The organism is Phormidium sp. CCY1219, from assembly GCF_055795085.1.
The window spans coordinates 1-17,597 of sequence record NZ_JAYFEQ010000354.1; the positions used below are offsets into that span (position 1 = coordinate 1).

At 50.7% G+C, this 17,597-nt stretch carries 17 protein-coding genes; 5 read left to right on the top strand and 12 right to left on the bottom strand.

The window, feature by feature from the left end; all coding sequences use genetic code 11:
• From AC0QH1_RS06405 to AC0QH1_RS06425, 5 genes are all read right to left on the bottom strand, one after another.
• Nucleotides 1–1,714: DUF4114 domain-containing protein (locus AC0QH1_RS06405; RefSeq protein WP_324630123.1), on the bottom strand; the 1,714-nt coding region annotated here is incomplete at its 3' end.
• A 1,060-nt stretch (nucleotides 1,715–2,774) separates the two neighbouring features.
• Nucleotides 2,775–3,446: a YqiA/YcfP family alpha/beta fold hydrolase gene (locus AC0QH1_RS06410; protein ID WP_324630125.1), complete on the bottom strand. Its 672-nt coding sequence runs from the start codon at nucleotides 3,444–3,446 to the stop codon at nucleotides 2,775–2,777.
• 247 nt (nucleotides 3,447–3,693) lie between these two features.
• Complete coding sequence (locus AC0QH1_RS06415; RefSeq protein ID WP_324630127.1) at nucleotides 3,694–4,263, bottom strand: Spy/CpxP family protein refolding chaperone; 570 nt, start codon at nucleotides 4,261–4,263, stop codon at nucleotides 3,694–3,696.
• Nucleotides 4,264–4,404: 141 nt separating this feature from the next.
• Nucleotides 4,405–4,752 (bottom strand): hypothetical protein, encoded by a 348-nt coding sequence (locus tag AC0QH1_RS06420; protein ID WP_324630128.1) that lies wholly within the window; start codon nucleotides 4,750–4,752, stop codon nucleotides 4,405–4,407.
• The gene (locus AC0QH1_RS06425; protein WP_324630129.1) at nucleotides 4,749–5,354 is read right to left on the bottom strand and encodes a sigma-70 family RNA polymerase sigma factor; all 606 of its coding nucleotides are present in this window, start codon (nucleotides 5,352–5,354) and stop codon (nucleotides 4,749–4,751) included. The genes AC0QH1_RS06420 and AC0QH1_RS06425 overlap by 4 nt, the downstream gene beginning before the upstream one ends.
• Before the next feature lie 208 nt (nucleotides 5,355–5,562).
• Between AC0QH1_RS06425 and AC0QH1_RS06430 the strand changes: the two genes are divergently transcribed.
• Nucleotides 5,563–5,721, top strand: a complete 159-nt coding sequence (locus AC0QH1_RS06430; protein WP_324630130.1) for a hypothetical protein — start codon at nucleotides 5,563–5,565, stop codon at nucleotides 5,719–5,721.
• A 90-nt stretch (nucleotides 5,722–5,811) separates the two neighbouring features.
• Here the strand turns inward: AC0QH1_RS06430 and AC0QH1_RS06435 are convergent, their stop codons facing one another.
• Nucleotides 5,812–6,294 (bottom strand): hypothetical protein, encoded by a 483-nt coding sequence (locus tag AC0QH1_RS06435; protein ID WP_324630131.1) that lies wholly within the window; start codon nucleotides 6,292–6,294, stop codon nucleotides 5,812–5,814.
• A 1,177-nt stretch (nucleotides 6,295–7,471) separates the two neighbouring features.
• On the opposite strand from AC0QH1_RS06435, the gene AC0QH1_RS06440 reads away from it, so the two are divergent.
• Nucleotides 7,472–8,026, top strand: coding sequence for an HAD-IIIA family hydrolase (locus AC0QH1_RS06440; RefSeq protein ID WP_324630132.1), 555 nt, complete (start codon nucleotides 7,472–7,474; stop codon nucleotides 8,024–8,026).
• A gap of 21 nt (nucleotides 8,027–8,047) precedes the next feature.
• Here AC0QH1_RS06440 and AC0QH1_RS06445 read toward each other — a convergent pair whose 3' ends face one another.
• The 4 genes from AC0QH1_RS06445 to AC0QH1_RS06460 all read right to left on the bottom strand — a co-directional run bounded on the left by AC0QH1_RS06445 (nucleotide 8,048) and on the right by AC0QH1_RS06460 (nucleotide 12,247).
• A complete protein-coding gene (locus AC0QH1_RS06445) occupies nucleotides 8,048–9,136 on the bottom strand; it encodes an alkaline phosphatase (RefSeq protein WP_324630133.1) in 1,089 nt (362 codons plus the stop codon).
• Nucleotides 9,137–9,350: 214 nt separating this feature from the next.
• Nucleotides 9,351–10,304 (bottom strand): alpha/beta hydrolase, encoded by a 954-nt coding sequence (locus tag AC0QH1_RS06450; RefSeq protein WP_324630134.1) that lies wholly within the window; start codon nucleotides 10,302–10,304, stop codon nucleotides 9,351–9,353.
• 122 nt (nucleotides 10,305–10,426) lie between these two features.
• Nucleotides 10,427–11,503, bottom strand: a complete 1,077-nt coding sequence (locus AC0QH1_RS06455) for a glutathione S-transferase family protein (RefSeq protein WP_442957288.1) — start codon at nucleotides 11,501–11,503, stop codon at nucleotides 10,427–10,429.
• A 198-nt stretch (nucleotides 11,504–11,701) separates the two neighbouring features.
• Nucleotides 11,702–12,247: a hypothetical protein gene (locus AC0QH1_RS06460; RefSeq protein WP_324630135.1), complete on the bottom strand. Its 546-nt coding sequence runs from the start codon at nucleotides 12,245–12,247 to the stop codon at nucleotides 11,702–11,704.
• Nucleotides 12,248–12,410: 163 nt separating this feature from the next.
• Here AC0QH1_RS06460 and AC0QH1_RS06465 point away from each other — a divergent pair, with 163 nt between their 5' ends.
• Nucleotides 12,411–12,911 (top strand): HXXEE domain-containing protein, encoded by a 501-nt coding sequence (locus AC0QH1_RS06465; protein WP_324630136.1) that lies wholly within the window; start codon nucleotides 12,411–12,413, stop codon nucleotides 12,909–12,911.
• A 113-nt stretch (nucleotides 12,912–13,024) separates the two neighbouring features.
• Here the strand turns inward: AC0QH1_RS06465 and AC0QH1_RS06470 are convergent, their stop codons facing one another.
• Both AC0QH1_RS06470 and AC0QH1_RS06475 read right to left on the bottom strand, forming a co-directional pair.
• Nucleotides 13,025–13,318: a hypothetical protein gene (locus tag AC0QH1_RS06470; RefSeq protein ID WP_324630138.1), complete on the bottom strand. Its 294-nt coding sequence runs from the start codon at nucleotides 13,316–13,318 to the stop codon at nucleotides 13,025–13,027.
• 249 nt (nucleotides 13,319–13,567) lie between these two features.
• Nucleotides 13,568–14,494, bottom strand: a complete 927-nt coding sequence (locus AC0QH1_RS06475; RefSeq protein WP_324630140.1) for a C69 family dipeptidase — start codon at nucleotides 14,492–14,494, stop codon at nucleotides 13,568–13,570.
• Between the two features lie 180 nt (nucleotides 14,495–14,674).
• Here AC0QH1_RS06475 and AC0QH1_RS06480 point away from each other — a divergent pair, with 180 nt between their 5' ends.
• Nucleotides 14,675–14,854, top strand: coding sequence for a hypothetical protein (locus AC0QH1_RS06480; RefSeq protein ID WP_324630141.1), 180 nt, complete (start codon nucleotides 14,675–14,677; stop codon nucleotides 14,852–14,854).
• 588 nt (nucleotides 14,855–15,442) lie between these two features.
• Nucleotides 15,443–17,572: an AAA-like domain-containing protein gene (locus AC0QH1_RS06485; protein WP_324630142.1), complete on the top strand. Its 2,130-nt coding sequence runs from the start codon at nucleotides 15,443–15,445 to the stop codon at nucleotides 17,570–17,572.
• Nucleotides 17,573–17,597: the final 25 nt, after the last annotated feature.

The following is a 17,597-nucleotide window of genomic DNA, read 5'->3' on the forward strand; positions in this document are numbered from 1 at the left end:
CCATATCATCGTCGGAATCTTCCATATCATCGTCGGAATCTTCCATATCATCGTCGGAATCTTCCATATCATCGTCGCCTTCCGACCCTTCGATATCCTCTTGTGCCTCGATGCTTTCGGCGATAACTTGTTCGACTTCCACGAGGAACTCCTGACCTTCTTCCGACTCGCGCCACGCGCGAACCGCATCTAAACTTTGTTCCTCAACTAATTCATCGAGAGAAATTGCCGACCCTGTGGCTCCCGTTACCTGAAATATGATATCGTTATAGTCTTTATCGGAACCTTCGGAGGAATCTACCCGTAAGTCTTCCATCACGAAAGCACTACCATGTCCCGTTAGATCCGCCACTTGTCCCACATGGAAGAATTCGTTGGGATTCGCGGTGGAGAGGGAAAACAGCGGACGTTTGGCACCGGATGCGCCGGGATTGTCAAACAGATCTTGCACCTTGCCATTGGGCACCAGCATCACCGCAAACGTACTGCCCGGTGTCATGGAAACGCTCTTGACGCCTTGATACTCGCCCTCGTTAAAGGCGTCGCCAATGCCTTCGGAAATCTGCGCTCCTTCTTCGGCGTCTCGAATCACCACATGACCGAGTTGCGAATCGGTGAGCGATCGCCGCGCCGCTTCTTTGATGAATTCTTCCGACCCCGGTTCTAGCTCTTCCATTCCCTCGATATCGAACAGGGCCACTTCGCCGTTGCTAAATCCGCCACCGTCATAGAGGAAGTTGAAATTCACTTCGCCACTGTTTCCGACAACAAAGAATCCGGAATCAAACGGTCCGACGGTTTCGGGGATGGTGTCACTGTCTTCGGACCCGGCGAGGTCGTCTTCTGCTTCGGTTCCTTCTATGTCTTCTGAATCGGCGATCGGCTCTTCTGCGGTGTCTTCTTCCGTCTCTTCTGCGGTGTCTTCTAACGTCTCTTCCGCACTCTCTTCTTCCGCCTCTGACTCGTCGGATTCCACCACACTCGGGGCAAGAAATTCCTCGATTTCGCCTTGTAATTGCTCCCCTTCCTCGGTGTCGCGCCAATCGTTCTGGGTTGCAATCATCTCATCCACGTGAATTGCTGTGCCGATCGCGCCGCGAATTTGGAAGATAACGTCGTTATAATCTTTGTCCGAACCATTATCTACGCGCAAATCTTCCATCGCAAAGGCGCTACCTTCGCCGCTGAGGTCGGCAATCTGTCCGATTTGCAATCCATCATCGGGATTCGCGGTTGCTAAGGAAAACAGGGGACGGTTTTCTCCGTCGAGTTCTGGATTGTCTAATAGGGATTCTACGGTGGAGTTCGGGACCAGCATCACCGCAAATTCATCCCCCGGACGCATGGAAAACTCTTTCGGCCCTGCGTAGCTTTCCGCATCGGTATTATGATAGTCGCCGATTAATTCTTCGGTAAATTGCGCTCCTTCGCTCGGGTCTTTTATTACCACATGCCCGTCTTCGCTGTTGCTGAGCGATCGGCGCGCTGCTTCTTGAATAAATTCTGGCGAACCCGGTTCGAGTTCTTCCATGTCTTTGAGGCTGAAAAAGGCCACTTCGCCTTTATATGCCCCGCCATCATAAAGGTAATTTAGGGTAACTTGTCCCGTTTCTCCGACTAAGAATACTCCATAGTCATCACTAATCGGAATTTCGGAATTGGTGGTGGTTTCCACTGCATCATCGGTTTGATTGAAAGTGTTGTCTTCTGGCATGATTCGTCTCCCTGATTGATTTTCGATTCGCATACTTAGCGGCTGTCTCAGCCTTAGATGCTCATCCCCTGATGTCCGATTGGCTTCATGTCAGCCCTCGGTTTTTAATCGCCAAACTGGCTTGATTTCTCAGACTTGTTTGAGAACTTATGGTTCCCGTTTTTTTCAAAAAAAACATGAAAATTTTTGGCTATTTATTTCCCCAACTACACCCACAGCTTTGCTGGGAGTTGATTGGGGGAATATTTTATTTTTCTATCCTCTTAACCCCTTTTTCGGAAGATAGATTTACCCCCGATTATCTGCGTTATTGGCTTAACCCTAGGTTAAGTTAACGTTATGGATGAACCGAGAGTTTTCTCTATTTATAGTTCTAACCGATAGATTGTCAAGAAAACATCAGTTAATTTGCGGAAGTTTTAAGGAAAAATGAAGGGAGTTTAGGGGGAAAGAACCTTTTGCCAAAAAAGCGATCGGTAAATCTACGGAAATTTCCCTGTCATTTTTTTGACAGCAAGTACGGGATGTCGGGGAGCACGCGGGTGGGCCTGGGTTTTTTGACGCGGGAATTGGCAATGGGGAAAGCGATCGTGGGGGGATCCGGGAGGATCCCCCCACGATCGCGACCTAGGGCCTCAGTTCAGCATTAGATCCACTCGATCTGAGCTTGTGGTTCGAACGAGTTGCTAATGACGAACCACCTCCGTGAAGCAATCCCGTTTCTAACCGCTACAGAAAGAGACCGGAAGTTTCTAGAATTTATTGTGTCTTGTTAATTTGTAATTCAGGCAACCTGGTTTCTGACGGGGGTTTGGATTACCGATGCGCGAATACTAAGTCGAAACCCCTCGGTGAGTCGCTTATAAAACTGATGCGCGGCTAGAAGCGCCTCTGAAAGGGTTTCGCGCCAATCAACCCAATGTGGAGCGGGCGATTCAAAGCTGGATGGAAGAAAGGGGTTAAAAGAATTCATCCCCAGATGCGCCCATCAGTCGGGGAGCGATCGCCTCTGTTTGTATAAAAAACAAAACCCCCATCGAATCGCCTTTCCTCCCGTGAATTATACAAAAGAATCCCCCGATTGCAGAGGTTCAACGCCATCCAACCGACAAAATTCTTGAATTGCCTGCCAGATTTCTGGCATCGCATTTCCCAACCCATGCTCGCTGTCGAGTTCTCTGAAATTCACCCAAGGACGAGAGGTGGCAAAATGGCGACTAGCTTGCACCGGAACCACTTCATCGGCGTTTCCATGCAAAATCAACGTAGGAATTTCGCGCGTTAGCGCTCCTTCGCGATACTGTTGTGCGTCGCGGACAAACTCATACTCCAGGGGCAGTTTGCGCCCTTCTCCATAATGATAAACATCGATCGCATTATTTTCCTGCCACTGTCGCACCTGTTGTGCTCCCAATTTCGGCAACCAATACGCCAGAAATTGAAAAGCAGGAGCCAGTAAAATCAACCGTTGAACTTGGGCAGACCCCTGGGCTAACCACATGGCGGTTAAGCCCCCAAAACTCGATCCGATGAGGGTTACGGGTGTGGGTGGGGGCGGAAATTCGGCAGCGACTTGTTGCAGTTGTCGCGTCAAAGTCAGACGAGAAAAATCCCCTTGATTGAGATCGGGAATCTGGAGGTTGATGCCGAGTTCGGAAAAGCGATCGCGCAGATAGGTTGCTTTAGCAGAGTGAGGACTCGATGCAAACCCATGCAAATAAATATAAGTCATTTTCCTGGCTAGATTCATCGGTGAAAATTGTACCATTTCCCAAAAAAGCAGTAAGGACAAGGCAGTGCCCTGTCCCTACGTTTTAGGTAAATTGTTGATGGGTGAAAACTGGCGATCGCGCTTGCCAATTATGGGATAGACTGACCACTGCATGGGGGAGCGATCGCCTCGCATCCGAGGAAAAATTTACGAATTGGCGTTTCCCACATGTGCGCTGAACGAGTCAATGGACAATGACGAGACAGATTTAGAAGTCGTCATCGTTATCGAACATGGGAGAATTACCGCCGCCACGGTTCAGTCCGCCGCCATTACCGGGACGATTTCCCGGGCGGTTGCCGGGACGATTTCCCGAGGGGTTGCCGCGATTGGACCGGCGCTCTTGCATGAATTGAGCGAATTGTTCGCGTTGTTCTGGGGTGAGAACCTTGCGGATGGCCAACATTTGCTCGAAGCGCATTTCGCCCATTTCTTGACGCATTTGCATGATGTCGTTATGTTTGGAGCGCAAATCGCGATCGCTGGCATTGGCGCTCATCATCTGTCGCAAATCGCTCATGGCTTGCTGCATTTGCTCTCGTCTCTGGGTCATTTGGTTTTGGTAGCGATCGCGAATGCCTTCAATATCTTGTTGTTGCTCTGGGGTGAGATTGAGTTGCTGAATCCACCGTTGTTCGCCCCCTTGGGGACCGCGATTTCCTCTTCCGGGACGTTGCGCCACCACTTGTTCGGGCAAAGGTTGTGGAATTGCGTAAGCAGCAGCGCCACTGAGGGCGAGCATTAAAGCGGTTAGAATTGCAACGCGACGTAAAAGCATAAAATTTACTCCAATTTTTCCAATTTTGCCCGGTTAGCGGGCTTGACAAACGTGACAGAGTATGATAATCAAAAGTTCCCCGAGAGTTTAAGTGGGGGAGTGAGGGCAGGCAAGGGGAAAATCACGGCGAGAGATCGCCGACTATTCCGCGATCGCCTCATTGGGGAACAGCCACTCACCTTCCGGTGCATCTTCAAGAACGTTATCCCAGGTATTTTCCATAAACGCCTCTATTTGAGCCAGTTCCGTGGCTGTTTGTGGGGGTGGGGCGAGGGTTTTATAGCTGCCCCACACCAACAGCAATCCGGCAGCGAGGGCGGGAGGAAGCAACCACAGATAGGGTTTTGGCTTCGTGGTCGGGGTTGGGAGAGAGTTGGCAGTGCTTGCCATAATTCGCGCTTCTAAATTCCCTGCCGGTGGTGGGGGTTCGGGGCGATGTTGCTGGAGAAACGCCACGAGACGATCGCGATCGCTGGATTGTTCGTTCATAATTGCACTCCCTGGGTTTGCAAAAATTTCCGCATTGCCGATCGCGCGTGGAACAGACGCGATTTCACGGTTCCCACCGGCACCCCCACGATTTCGGCCACTTGTTTTTGTGGCAGATCGGACAAATCGTGCAATACCAACACCGTGCGATGGTCGAAACTGAGGGTTTCCAGTCCGCGCTGCACTAAATCTTGATAGTGCAAGTGCATCAAATCTGGGGTGGGAGTGGCGGGGTGGCGATCGCCGTGGCTATTTGGTAGTATAGCCGCTATCAATCGCCTTTTTTCCTCACGCTGCTTGGCAAATGCCTGTCGGCGATCTTGCGCCACATTCCAACTAATGCGGTACAACCAGGTAGAAAAATGAGCCGGTTGTTTGAGTTTCGGCAACCCTTTCCAGGCGCGCAGAAACACTTCTTGCTCCAAGTCATCCAGGGACGAAGCGCCGCATAGCTGATGCAGAGTAGAGCGCACCTTGCTGTGATAGCGTCGGTACAGATGACGGAAGCTCTCGCGATCGCCGTGTTGGCAACGCTCTACCAAACACTTGTCCGATGACTCCTCTGTGGATTCTTTCCCTGGCACAGTTAAAATGGTGGTCATGGGGATACAGTTTTGACCCAATCTGGGAATCGGGTAGGAGAATCACAACCTCGGGCATTTTTGCATCCGGATCGAGTTTCCGGAGAAAAATCGCACCGATGAGGTGGCCCTCAAGGTTGTTTGATGTCGCTGGGTTTAGACCGGGGGAGGTCAAAAAAGGTTCAAATGCTCTCGCTCAAAATTTTGAGTTCGCCGCAATCCGCTTCTGATGAGGGGTGAAGTGGCGAGGGGCGAGTGGGAGGATCTGCGCCCGATTGTGCAAATCCAGCAAACCGATATTGCCAGCAAGGCGCAGACGGGCCAGAGAGATGAGAAGCGAGTGGCGATCGCTAATCGCTTCTGCGATCGCATCCGCCAAATCCCTTAGCGTTCGATTCTAACTGAGTAGGCACCCTGGATTGCGATTTCCACCGAGATTTTGCCGCCGAGTGGGGACGGATTTCGGATTGGCGGTTATTTATTTATTTGCTTCGCGGTTGGGTACAAAATCCCCCGGGTATGCCCGCAGATTCTGGTACAGGTCCAGAACTTTGCGGGTATAGAGGGCAATCTCGCCGGCGTTGTAAAGGGAAGGATCCCCCGCCACCCACCACGCAGCAGCGCGACGCACCGCCAAAGCTTCATCGTTATCGCTGAGGGGATATTCCCGACGCAATACGTCCTCCATCACGCAGACCAGAATGTGGCGCGCTTTGGTTAAATCGGCAACAAATTGTTCGGGAGTCAGTTCCTCGCCAATGCACAGGCGAGACCAGCGCGGGATATTCGAGGGTTTGATTTTCCAGGGACTGTACAATCCATCTTCCTCTGTGGTGGTCGTGGGTGCTGCCAACCGCAGCGCCTCCACAAGTGCCACGATCTGGGCGTCGGAGACCTGTCCATGTACTGGCAATGCCCACAACACTAAGCTGGTCAACAGTCCGCCCAGCAATATTCGCATAATTTGCCTCTCATGGTACGTCCATTGATTGTGGCTCATACGGGGCAAACTGTCCATATTAAATGGAGTTTTTTCTAAAACTGGAACAATCTTTCTGTGAATCTAGTCGATTGACGGTTGCTTATTGTTAAATTTCCAGATTCGTAGGCGATCGCCTTCGCCCGATCGCCGCGCTCCTAACCCCCGAGTAATGATGCAATTTTAAAATATCTACAGCAAAATTTTTGATGCTTAAATTTCCGAGTGCGGGTAAAATTTATCTATTCCTTTTTGCGCTGCGATCGCAAATTTTTCTCCATGATTTCCCCCGTTCGGCTCGGCTATTGTGGGGCTCGCCATCGGGTTGGGGGGTTCTCATCTGGCACCACAGTCGAGACTTCTGAGGATGGCGCGCCTCCCCTCGGGAGATTGCGCTTGTTTATCAATCGGGAATTTACACGAGTCAATTCAATGAAATAAAAACCCCCTGTGCGGGGGTAAGAGCCAGGAAATTTCTTTTATTTAATAGTATGGCTCAACCCCAAGGCACTTGTCATCCCCCAACTGGGTGAGGACGGGTTTTCACTGGCCGTTAATTCTTCGCTCTGAAGCGGTTTTTTTTGTGAAAATTATGCGCCTTTTCCCTTTGGGAATTCTCGGGTTAAAGCGGTTGGTTTAGCTGGGAAAATATGCTACAAATCAACCCCATCTGGAAAGGCGATTTTAGGATAAAAATCGCCGATGACCGGGCAGCTGAGTTGTCTGGCGATGGGCGATCGCGCCAATAACAGCCCGGATTCCCCCAAAGCAAAAACCCCAGTCACTATAACTGGGGTTATCCTTTAGCGAGTTCTCTCCCTCTCTCGATACTCTTATCGTGGCATAGAGATTTGAGGTATCTCATCAGCCAAATGGCTTAATCCCTCTCAGCCATTTGGCCGATCGCAGAAAAACGCCCTCCGTGGAATCACTGAAACCCCAAAAAAAAACCCCAGTCTGGGAAACTGGAGTGAAAACAAGCGAAGGTATTTTGTTATCGCAATTATGGGGTTAGGGGTCAAGGCAGATCCTCCGCCAAATGGCTGAATTCCTCTCAGCGTTAGGGCGCAGATGGCTCAAAATCCTTGCCAGGAACCGATCGCCTCGCGATTGTCCAAAAATGACATAATATCTAAAATCTGCAATTTGATTCCCCTGTATGACTCCAATTTTTTTCGCCGACAAAGACGGAACCCTCATCGAAACTGCCAGCGGTGCCCAATATGTCAACCATCCGGAAGACCAACGTCCCCTACCGGGGGCCACGGAAGCGATCGCCCAGGTCGCCACTCGAGGATATGCGATCGTGGGCATCACCAACCAAGCCGGCGTGGAAGCCGGACATAAAACCCTGGAAGATTGCATCCAGGAAATGGTCTATCTCCTCCACCTATTCCCGAAAATGGACTGCATTTTTTTCTGTCCCAATTTTAAAGGCCACACCTGTTACAAGGTTTGGTTACAAAAGAGCCACTATCGGGTTCAATCCTACGAGAACGCCACTTATGCTTCCGCGTTTCGCAAGCCGGGATGGGGAATGTTAGAGGTAGCCTTAAAAGAATACCATGCCGATCCATCGGCATGTTTTATGACCGGCGATCGACCCGAAGATTGCGAAGCGGCTACCGCTGCTGGGGTGACATTTATCGACGCCCAACGCTTTCGCCAGGGCGCAGCCGATGACCTATCCCAGCCCAATTCGCCTACGGCTTAATTCTCCCCCAAAACTGTCAATCTATTCCACAGTTACAGTCACGATCGCAAAAATTTCTGTATTATCGATAACTCCCTCAATGTAGTGGGCATTCTTCCCCCATCCATAAACCGGCACCGGATCCGCCGTATGTCCGGGAGTAGACCAAGACACCTGGGGAAATTCTCCCTTTCCCCGATTTTCTAACACATTTAATCCGCCAGTTTCGTGGTCGGATAACACGATAATTAAAGTATCTTTTCTCCCTTTTGCCCAGTCAAATGCCACCTGCACGGCTTTGGCAAATTCCACGGTTTCGGTCACGTTCCGTTCGATATTATTCTGATGACCGGCATGGTCGATTCTGCCCCCTTCAACCATTAAAAATAACCCATCCGGGTCGTTATCCAATATCTTTAACGCCGTGGCGGTCATCTCTGAAAGATGGGGTGCAGAACCGAGTCCGTCAAATTCAAACGGGAGATGACCCTCGGCAAATTGTCCGGAAACCCGGGTGACGCTTTCGGTGTCCATCGCCGCCATTTGTGGCGCATCGGTAATGACCTTGTAACCCGCTTCTTTTGCGGTAGTTGGCGTCATTCCTTCCGCTACTCCGCCAAACAGAACTTCCGGACGAGTTTGCGTTAAATAATCTTTCGCGATCGCCGCTTCGTTGTAACGAGAAATTTCGTGCGCGCCAAATGCGGCGGGAGTCGCATGGGTAATAGTGGTTGTGGTCACTAACCCGGTACTTTTCCCGCGTTCTTGCGCGTATTCTAACAAGGTTTTCAGTTCGGTTTTGTCCCCGGGAATCGCAATACTAATCGTTTCATTGTTGACTTTCATCCCAGTGGCGATCGCGGTTCCCCCCGCCGCCGAATCGGTTATCTGATGGGATGCGGAATGAGTGGTCATTTGAGCTTGGTAGGGAAAGTCCTCAAATGACAGGCTGCCGGCTTCCCCATTGGCATACATTCCCGCCGCTTTTACCTGTTCGACTCCCATGCCATCTCCAATTAACAAAATGACATTTTTCGGCCTCCCCGTTGAACGGATGCAGGCGGTATGCGTCAGCAGAATCACCGCAAAGGCGAGGGATTTTCGGGTAAATTGGCCGAGGGTTATTTTCATAGTTTGCGTTCCGATTTTCAATGCCCGGTGTGTATCTTTAGGATGCCCAAAAAACGGCGGATTGCGCGAAGCAAAAGTTTAAATAATCTTTAATTTTTGCAGCCTCTTATCCTTTCCACAGAAGATCCAGAATCAGGTATGCAGAAAAACCGTTTTGAATTTGCCCATGTCGGCGGGTTTGGTGGCAAAAACTCCCCCTGACCCAGGGGCGGTTTCATGGGCTGTTGCTTGACGAGGGCAATTGGCTGCGATCGATTTGCATCACCACCGGTTGGCGCGCATTTAAAATCAGTCCGTTGTGCCGTTTTAGCAAAATTAATTGCGAGATAGCAAGCAGGACAATTCGCACGATAAACAAAGAGGGATAACAAATAATATGCCTTTTTTTGGGAAACGGTGCTTTGCGAACCAGTGCTTCGGCTAGTTTATATCGGCAGCTTTTTTGACCGCGTTTGGAAATTTGGTAAAATTTGCCGGGAAGGAAATCGCCCCCATTGGCCCAAAAGGCATAGCGTTCTCCCAAGGTAAAATAATGAAATACATTGTTGGCGGAGGAATTGGCAATTAATTTAGGGGAAATTCCCAAGGGATTAAAGGTGACGGTAGAGCGAATTAAATCGGGATAATACGCGGCGATTTGCTGGGCGATTTTGCCGCCCAAACTTTCGCCGGTGACATCGGCGGGTTGGTGACGATCGCGATAGTGTTTCAGCCAAGCGATCGCCCCGGTGGTTTCGGTGGAGTTGAATTGGCGTTCGAGTCGGGCAAAGAACACATCGGGGGTGTCTTCCAACACGCGATCGACGGGATACCAAGACCCAAATCCCCGAATCACTAACACCGGGGGAAAATTGCGGTGCAAGCAAACGCGACCTTCGGCATAAAATCCCGTGGGAGGGTCTTCAAATACGGTTTCCACTTGATAGCCGCCGCGAAGGATTTGCCCGGGTTTATGGCGCAGATAAATGGAAGGGTCGTTGGATTTGAGGGACCAATCCACTGGGGGTTTGGTAAATTGTTCGTAGAGGACGTCCAGGGCATGTCTGCCGGTGATAGGATCCACAAGGTTCGATCCGGTAGCGCTGACCGGACCGCCGGGGATGAAGTCGGCGCGATCGCCCTTGGTTTGTCTCGGTGTGGGTTTGGAATCGTCTGGTCTCGGAGTCACCTGGGGAGTTCCCTCGGATTTTCTCTAGATTTGAGTCAATCCTATCGCATTCCAGCCGCAGGTGAAGCCCTCGGTTGGGGTGAGGGGTGGGGTGGAACCCTGCGCCCCACCCGAAGAGGGAGTTACTGCGGTTGTAAGACGGAACCGGAACTGAAGCGATCGCGATCGTGGGGTTCCATCAAGTTCGTCACATCCGGGCCGCTGGGAATAATGCCCCCAGGATTGAGCGGAAATAAGTTTCCGTAGTAGTCGCGCTTCACGCTTTCGATATTGCAAGTATCGGCTACTCCCGGTTGCTGATACAAGTCGCGCAGATACGGACCGAGGTTGTCGTAGTCGCGAATCCGCCGCCGATTGCATTTAAACAGTCCGTGATATACCACATCAAAGCGAAACAGGGTGGTAAACAGCCGCACATCAGCTAAAGTGAGTATGTTGCCACAAAGATAGCGACGGGTTGCCAATGCGGCGTCGATTTCATCTAAGGTGGCGAATAACTCGTCGCACGCTTTATCGTAAGCGGCTTGGGTTTGTGCGAAGCCGCAGCGATAGACGCCGTTGTTGACACTCTGGTAAATCTTTTCGTTCCAGGTATCGATGTCTTCGCGCAATGATTCCGGGTACAGATCCAGTTCTGGGTGAGTGGCAAATTCGTCAAACTGAGCGTTAAGCATAACGATAATTTCGGCACTTTCGTTATTCACGATCGCCTGTTGCCGATCGTCCCAGAGTACCGGCACGGTACAGCGACCATTGTATCCCGGTTGTGCCAGTTGGTACAGTTCCGGAAGGGTGTGGCAACCTTGTTCCGGGAGATCGAGTACCCAAATGCCCTCATTCGGCGAGGGAGAGACCACCGAAACGGCGATCGCATCTTCGAGACCCTTGAGTGCTCTCACAACCAATGTGCGATGCGCCCAAGGGCATCCCAAGCCGACAAACAAGCGATAGCGCCCGGATTCCGGGGGGAAGGGGTTCCCCGCTTCGGTTCCGATCGCGCCTCTAAACTCACTGGCGGGGCGAACGTAGGATCCGTCGCGATCGCGAGGAGCCATTTTCGACATCATTATCTGCCACATGGTGGTCCAGACAAATTTTCCCAGTCGAATGATATACTTAGATGGCAGGGATTTCCCTTTTTTCCGGTGGGCGTTGGCGCTTGGGCGATCGGGATGTGCAGACTGATTGGATGGTGACATAACTGGGGCAAATTAACGATGACTGAATGGATGAAAACCGAGAGAGTTTCAGAGCTTTTGCAGGCTGAAATTCCCGGCGATCGGGGTTGAGTAACCCCGGTGGTTTTTATTATAATGGATGAATTGCAGGCCAAAAACCGCACGCCCGCTTTCCCGAAACCAGAGGCGCGGGTTCATCTCCCCGCTTGAGCTAACCCTTCACCGACTCAACAGGCGAATTAAAAATTTTTTAGAATGACGCGCTTCGGCGAGAAAGGCGAGGGTACTAAGCAGGTAGCCGAAAACGAACATCCCCACCGGAATGAAAATGGCGGAGTCGAAGTGAGCTTCGGCGATCGAGGAGAGGGCAAATAACAAGCCAAATCCACCCACGGCGACCAGCCAAACAATCATAAACACGAGTACGAATTCCTGCAATTGCATGCGAATGATGACTTCGCTGCCAGTATAATGACGGTGGATTTCCCCGTGAATGATGGGCAAAAAGGAATTGCGGTATTTGATGATGCGGCTGATGCGAAACGATCGCTCGTTGACAACGCCTTGATAGGGTTTCTCGGAACGCTGCCACCGCCATCTCACCAGTTTAACCGGTTCGACCACTTCCGAGAGTCTTTCTCGGACTTCCTCGGGAGTCAGGGTGGTGGTAATCGCAAACTGTTCGCGGGGTACAAGCATGGTGGGTAATTCTCCGGTGGCGATTTGACGGTTCGCAGGCGGGCGATCGCAACCCGGGTTTGGCACATTTTATGGTGCGCGGGAAAAACGCGATCGCTTCGGTTCCTCCCCCCGGGGTTAACGGGGTGGGTAAGGTTGGAAAGCTCTCAACTTTTCACCCCTGATTTGGAAAGCCGATAGAATAACTCAAAGGAATAATTTAAACTACACCAATTCGGAGATTAAGTCAATGAGTTTTAACAATTTGCAATGGCTTTTTGCGATTGCCGTGACTTTGCACAATCTTGAGGAAGGCTTGTGGTTTCCGCAGTGGTCTCAGAAATTCAGTGGATGGCCTCATCCGGTGGGGAAATTTCCCTTTCGATTGGCCGCGATCGTCTTAACGGGACTGGCCTATTTTCTGGCCTATTTATCCGCTTTAGGCGGGAAAGGCAGTCTCGGGGCTTATTTGCTGGCAGGGTATGGGTTTGCCATGTTGGTAAATGTGTTTTTTCCCCACGCGATCGCCACTGCCCGTTTCCGCCAATATATGCCCGGTTTGGCAACCGCGCTGTTGTTGAATCTGCCGATTACTGCCACTTTGTTATATCGTGCAGTTACCGAAAATTATGTGGAATTAAAACCCTTAGCCATCGTCGCTATACTTGTGGCTTTAACCCTAGTTGCATTAATTCAGGGATTATTTAAGGTCGGCAAGGGAATTGAGAATTTGCAATTATTCACTAAATAAAATAACCGTCGGAGGGTAGGCATTGACCACCTGAAATCTATAATGATTAATTCGCCAGACCAATTGCCAGAGTGGCACAGCAACGGCGCGGTGGTTGAGTGGCAGTGTCTAGACTAAACTGAGAAAGTTCCCCAAGCTTCTGCAGTGGCGGATCCACCGCCACGAGTTCGATGAGCGCCCATCAAGGTCTCCGATGTGACGATCGCGGGGCGCAGAGGCGAGAGGAACTCTCTCAACAGCACGGTTGATGCTGTTTTGAGGCAACAGTAGTACATTTGGGTATAGGAAAACTCCGTTATCTGGCGATCGCGTGGTGGCGATCGCTTTTTCTTTGCGGGCAAGGGGCGAGGGTATCCCTCAATACCCCTAGCTTCACTCGGCAAATATTCCGAAAGATAGAGTGGCAATTCTGTCGCAAGATTGACAGTTTTTTCTCAAAAGGTCCGCTACAGTAGAAGCATAACTTACCGCACCCACTGTGGTGCAGATAAAACAGACCGCCAAAGGTCTTTTCAGTAAATCCTTATTAATCCCATCCCGTCAGAGGTTCTCTGGCGGGATTATAATTTGCGGCGAGATTGCCCCCCTGGGGCGCGCCCCACGCATCCTGACCCCAGGGGAGACCCGCAATCGGTTTTCCCCCTCGGGGGTTGCCTTCAGGCTTCCACCAAGGCAAACTGTTTTTGGCGATAGGTTTGCTGACAGGGAAACGGCTGTTCGATAAACCAATGTTCGCCGCCCTGTGCGTTGAGAGAAGACACTTGCGAACCGGCGCTTTCAAATGCGCCATGCATGCAAATATTCCCTTCATGGTCGCACAAAATCCCCTGGGCCGTTTCCAGGGTAAATTGACCTTGGTGACGCTGGCACAACAGTCTGACGCGCCCTTCGCGGGAATGGGGGGACAAAGAGTCGCTCACGCCTCCCGCAGAAAAGAGTTTGGCAAAATCAAACTCGGCGCGATCGCGGCACCATCCGCTGTCAATAGCATGGGAAATTACCTCGGGATGACGCAAGTCTCCCGCATTTCTGATGCTCAAAGCGTTAGAAATCGATCGCGTTTTTTCGGTGACTCGTTGCGCCACCCAATATTGTCCCGCCGTTTCTAATACCCAGGCTTCATCTTTATCGGCAATGAGAAAAGAATTGTGATAATTCATGGCGAAATCTTCGGCACAATTGCCCCCTTGACCGTATTTTTCCAGCAAGTCGGTGATGACTTCGAGCGCCGCAAAAGCGGTTTCGCCGCGTTCTAATCCTAAGCGGACTAAATCCATGCCCAGCAGTCCGCTATTTTCGTAGGGTTCCACGGTCCAAACCGCTTCGTTTCCAATCGCGACGCCACATTCATTCGCGCCCATTTCCGCCCCCCACATCCAGCGCGGTTGGGAAAGAATTACCGCATGGGTTGTTTCCACTTGCGGAATTTTGAGATAGGTGCAGTTCACCCAAGGGTCGGAGTGGGTGGTGGCGGGAATGACGATAACTTCTTGAATTTCTCCGGCGGGGCGATCGCTGTTTTTCCCGAAGATAACATCTCCGTTGACGGTGGCATCGGGTAACGCCACAAAGGTATCGCACATAACAGATTCTCCTACAGATGGGTGGGTTATTTTATTTTGTCATAAATTTCCCCCAGTGAGGAGCATCCCGGAACCACTCTCGCGGTTTTGGATTCGGCGGGAATTTAGGCAGGGTTTGCGGTCTTGACGCGCGGCCATTATCGCGCTAGATTGAATGCAAAATTGCAGGAGCGGGTTGGAATGAAATATGTAAAGGCGGAGGAGTCGGACTATCCGACATGTCCTCACTGTGAGGCAAAAATCATGGAGGTGAAATTTAAAGACCTTTTTGCAACCAGTTGGTTAGCCTCTCGCAAGTTAATCTTTTTTTGTCCGAGTTGCTCGAAAGTGTTGGGCATTTCCGATGCCGATCGCGCTTAAGCGGTTGATAGGGAAGGAGACATTCGCGATTCCGAGGGAGCAATAGCGGCGATCGCGCTATTTTGTCATTGCAACTTCATAGAAATGTCATGGTGATGTCACAGGGTCTCGCTACAGTGAAACATAGCAGCCAAAGATTTGTCTGCACTCCCTGTAACAACAAAACTCCCCTTCACGCGAAGGGGTTTTTTTTATGACCAAGCTCGATCGCGCCACCTCCATTCCCTTCACCCCCTCAGCAACCGAGTTAACCGAGTGGGCTCATATAGTATAACCTCGTTGCCTCACATATACTTCTGACAAACACAATTAGTCCGCGTAGGCGAACTTAACTTGCCCAGGCGCGATTTCAATCCCCCGCCTAAATATACTGTTCTTTGCCCCAATAAATTACAAATTACCAACAAAATGCAGGTAAACCCGATCGCGGTAGGGGGAGTTTCGGGAACTCCAGTGAAAACGGGAACGGGAGTGCCACCCCCCAAAAATTAATCTTACCTTAACCTCTGCCAGAAAGCGGCAAACAGGGAGTAAAATCGAGGCGCTACAATCGTCGATAATAGTCCGGAACACGGAAGACACTCGCCTATGGATCCCACAGAAAAATCAGCCATGTCCCCCACCCTGAGAGGAGAAAGTGCTCTGGCGGCCATTGTTTTTACCGACGTAGAGTCCTTTACCCCAAAAATGGCAGCGGATGAAACCCATACCCTGAGTTTAATCCAGCGGGATTTCGATTTAATGAACAAATATTGCCAAGAATTTGAGGGGCAGGTCCTCAAATCTTTAGGCGATGGATTGTTAATGTATTTCGTCAGTGCAGAGAAAGCCGTAAAAAGCGCCATTGAGATCCAAAAACAACTGATTTGTGCGGCAGAAAAATTAAGCGATCGCGACATACTCAAACATCGAATCGGCATTCACTTAGGCGATGTTTACTTCAACGGGACCGACGTGATGGGCAATGGCGTCAACATGGCGGCGCGACTGCAAACCTTAGCCACGCCGGGGGGAATTTGCCTATCCCAAACCGTCTACGACGTAGTAAAAAATCGCTTAAACATGAGCGTCACCTACCTAGGGTTGAGAAATCTCAAAGGCATTACCGAATCGGTTCCCGTTTACCAAATATTACCCCCCGCTTCTTCCAAAGCCACCCTCACTCAAAACGTATTCATATCCTATCGCGCCCAAGACCCCGATCGCGCCCTCGCCCAAGAATTTTCCCAAGCCTTAGCCGCCGCCGGACATCACACCTTTATGGCTGGCGAAAGCATTAAAATCGGCGAACATTGGGCCTCGCGCATCGATCGAGAACTGCAAACCTGCGATTACTTATTGCTGCTTTTGTCCGAAAAATCCGCCACCAGCGAAATGGTCACCGAAGAAGTGAGGCGCGCCAAACAACTGCGAGACACTCGCAACACCAACCAACCCACAATTCTCCCTATTCGGGTTAACTTTTCCCTAGATTCTCCCCTAAATTACAACCTGCGCGGATACCTCGATCGCATCCAGCAGCGCCAGTGGAATTCCCCCAAAGACACCCCCAACTTAATCGAAGAAGTGCTGCAGCTTCTCGCCGCCGGCGCAACCCCAGAAACCACCGAAGAAATCCGACCCGTAACCCCGCAAACCTGGGACAGTTTAGACAAACCCCCCATGCCCGTAGCGGTTCCCGAATTACCCGAAGGGCAAGTAGATTTAGCCTCAGTCTTTTATATCGATCGCCCTCCCATCGAAGCGCGCTGTTACGAAACCATAATTCAACCCGGTTCCTTAATCCGAATTAAAGCGCCGCGACAAATGGGAAAAACCTCCCTCATGGCGAGAATTTTGCATCATGCAGCCAAAGAAGGCTATCGCACAGTACCCTTAAGCTTTCAACTTGCCGATGGCAAAGTTTTCAGCGACCTAGACCGATTTTTAAAGTGGTTTTGTGCCAGCGTGGGGCGTCGCCTGCGTTTACCCAACCAATTAAACGACTATTGGGACGAAATTTTTGGCAGCAAAGATAACTGCACCGCCTATTTTGAAGAATATCTCCTGGAAAATATTTCCACCCCCCTCGCCCTGGGTTTAGATGAAGTAGATTGCATCTTTCAACATCCCGAAATTGCTGCCGATTTTTTTGGGTTATTGCGCGCGTGGCATGAAGACGCCAAAAACCGCGACATTTGGAAAAAACTCCGCTTAGTCGTGGTTCATTCCACGGAAGTTTACGTGCCGATGGATATCAACCAATCCCCGTTTAATGTAGGATTGCCGATAGAATTGCCCGAATTTACCCCGCAGCAGGTTTATGAATTAGCCCGATTGCACGGACTGGATTGGCAAGCCAACCAAACTTCGCAATTAATGGCAATGGTAGGCGGGCATCCCTATTTAGTTCGGTTGGCGCTTTATCACATTGCCCGCCAAGATACAAACCTCACCGATTTGTTGCAAAATTGCCCCACCGAAGCCGGACTCTACGGGGACCATTTGCGACGGCATTTGTGGAATTTAAAACAGCATCCGGAGTTAGCCGCTGCAATGGAAAAAGTCGTCAGTGCGGGGTACGCGCCGATGCGCTTAGAAGCCACCACTGCATTTAAACTGCATAGCATGGGATTAGTGCATCTGCAAGGAAATGACGTAACGCCGCGCTGCGATTTGTATCGGCAATATTTCCGCGATCGCCTCGATTATAGCGAGGCGCAGCAGACCCACAGTTAAGGCAAACCATCAGCAAAAACCGAGG